Source organism: uncultured Eudoraea sp. (assembly GCF_947258525.1).
Classification (GTDB): domain Bacteria; phylum Bacteroidota; class Bacteroidia; order Flavobacteriales; family Flavobacteriaceae; genus Eudoraea.
In genome coordinates this window covers 1-2,118 of sequence record NZ_CAMYIP010000151.1, presented here as the reverse complement: position 1 = coordinate 2,118, position 2,118 = coordinate 1, and the positions used below count along the sequence as shown (strand labels likewise).

The 2,118-nt window shown below is 35.3% G+C and carries 2 protein-coding genes; both read left to right on the top strand.

Going from position 1 to position 2,118, the window contains the following annotated elements; genetic code table 11:
• Positions 1-539: 539 nt before the first annotated feature.
• Positions 540-1,814 carry an MraY family glycosyltransferase gene (locus Q0X89_RS10945; protein WP_297694054.1) on the top strand — a complete coding sequence of 425 codons (1,275 nt, stop codon included), beginning with the start codon at positions 540-542 and terminating at the stop codon, positions 1,812-1,814.
• 147 nt (positions 1,815-1,961) lie between these two features.
• Positions 1,962-2,118 (top strand): transcription termination/antitermination NusG family protein (locus Q0X89_RS18065; protein ID WP_367177044.1); only part of this gene is annotated, 157 nt, incomplete at its 3' end.

The following is a 2,118-nucleotide window of genomic DNA, read 5'->3' as shown; positions in this document are numbered from 1 at the left end:
ACGAAGTCGCTCATTTACCATCGGTAAATTGTCAAATTAATAGTTTGTTATTTGAAAAATTAATTTTTTAATAAATTGTCTATAAAAGTTGGCATCAAGGCTTTTTTAAAATAAAAATAATGTTAATTTCCCCCTTTGAAATATGATAAAAGATCATATTTAATGAAAGAGGATAAATGTTATAGGATTCAAATGGTTAAACAAAATAAAGTAAAGACCTGTACGACCATATTATAAGTGTTGTTCGTCGATTTTATGAATTCTTTTGTCGTTATATCTCTTAAAATTCATATAATTGGACTGCTTTTTTCTGCATTCAGCATGTCCTCAAATTGAAGAGAGAAATGTTTAAAAGAAGATGACATTAATTTATTACGGATGCAGGAAACCAAATTAGAATAGATTGAAATAATAATTATCACCCCAAAAGCAGTGATTATAAATTAAATAGTTTTCGCCCCTTGATACAATTTTTACTATCTAACTTATATCTTTTAGCATTCTTTTCAGCCTTTTTGGCCTTTGTTTTGGCATACAAAATGAATCCCGTTATAATCTATACGGCCCGCGTAAAGAATCTTATGGATGAACCGGGAGATCGCAGTGCGCATTCCGATAAAACACCAACCCTTGGCGGAGTAGGGATGTTTGCTGCATTTGTTGTATCCCTCATACTATTTGGAGTAGTAGTTGGTTTGGAACGCCCGGACCTGGTTAAGCTTTTATCCCTGGTACTCGCTACTATCATCCTTATGTTTTTAGGTCTTAAGGACGATCTTATTGCCCTGGCACCAAAGAAGAAATTTCTTGGTCAGCTTATCGCTTCAGGGATTGTGATCTTTTTAACGGATATAAGAATTACAAGTTTAGAAGGTCTTTTGGGTGTTGGGGAGCTACCATATTTAGTGTCTGTAGTATTTACGGTATTTGTTTTCCTTTTGGTAATTAATTCGTTTAACCTTATTGATGGAATAGATGGCCTGGCCGGTACCATTGGCATAATTGCGAGTTTGTCATTTGGGATTTTCTTTTTATTAAATAACAATTACCTTCTTGCCTTAATATCTTTTAGTTTAATAGGCGCCACCATAGGATTTTTAATTTATAATTTATCAGATTCCAACAAACTCTTTATGGGCGATTCCGGCTCCATGTTTGTTGGGTATCTGCTGGCCTATCAAGGCATTAGTTTTTTGGGTTTGAACGCGGACGTAACTTCGGTGTTTACAGTTCCCAATGCGCCTATTCTTCTGCTGGCCATCTTATCTTTTCCACTTTTAGACACCTTGCGGGTTTTTGTTATTCGTGCAAGGGAAAGGCGAAGTCCCTTTAGTGCAGACAACAATCATATACACCATCGTTTGTTAGAGCGGGGATTAAGTCATAAACAAGCTACAATACTGTTGGCTATTGTAAATATTCTGGTAATAGAGTTGGCACTTCTGGTTAAAGATCTGGAAATAAACATACAATTAGTAGTCGTTACCCTACTGGGATCCTTGCTTTATACTTTGCTTTTTAATTTGAACAGGCTACGTGAAAAAGCCATAAAATTTAATGATCTCAGGAGCGTAAAAAATCAAGGAAGAGTGGTAAGGATAGAAATTCAGGATGAGTTTGTTTCTCAAAGGATAGAATCATCTCCTGCTAATAATGGGGTAAATGAAAAAGCCAGAGTAAACAGTTCAAATGCGAATATAAATGAGGAATGGCTTATAGGTGAAAAGCGGATTAAAGAATTGGAAAAATCCAAAAAGCAAAATCTAAGCACTAAAAAGTGGAAAGAAAAGATTAAATCGGCTAAAATAAAATAACCGGAGAACCCCCATTAACGTCCGGCAATTAATCATAATTTTTAGGGATAGATAAAAGGGTGTCGTCGTTTTTTATAGTTAAGGAAGCGAAAGGAGACCAGACTGCCGACAATAGTATCGTAAGGTTTAGAAATAAGAAAGGGAACTATGAATTGGTATGTAATCTGCACCAGGCCCAGATGGGAATTAAAAATATATAAAACACTTTTAGAAAGGGGTATAGAGGCTTATTGCCCTACCTATAACGCTGTACGCCAATGGAGTGATCGCAGAAAAAAAATCAGTAAACCTTATTTTAATTCCT

What these genes read in the sequence shown, in the direction of transcription:
- Q0X89_RS10945 (WP_297694054.1), top strand. Translation starts at nt 540, where the DNA reads ATGAATCCCGTTATAATCTATACGGCCCGCGTAAAGAATCTTATGGAT.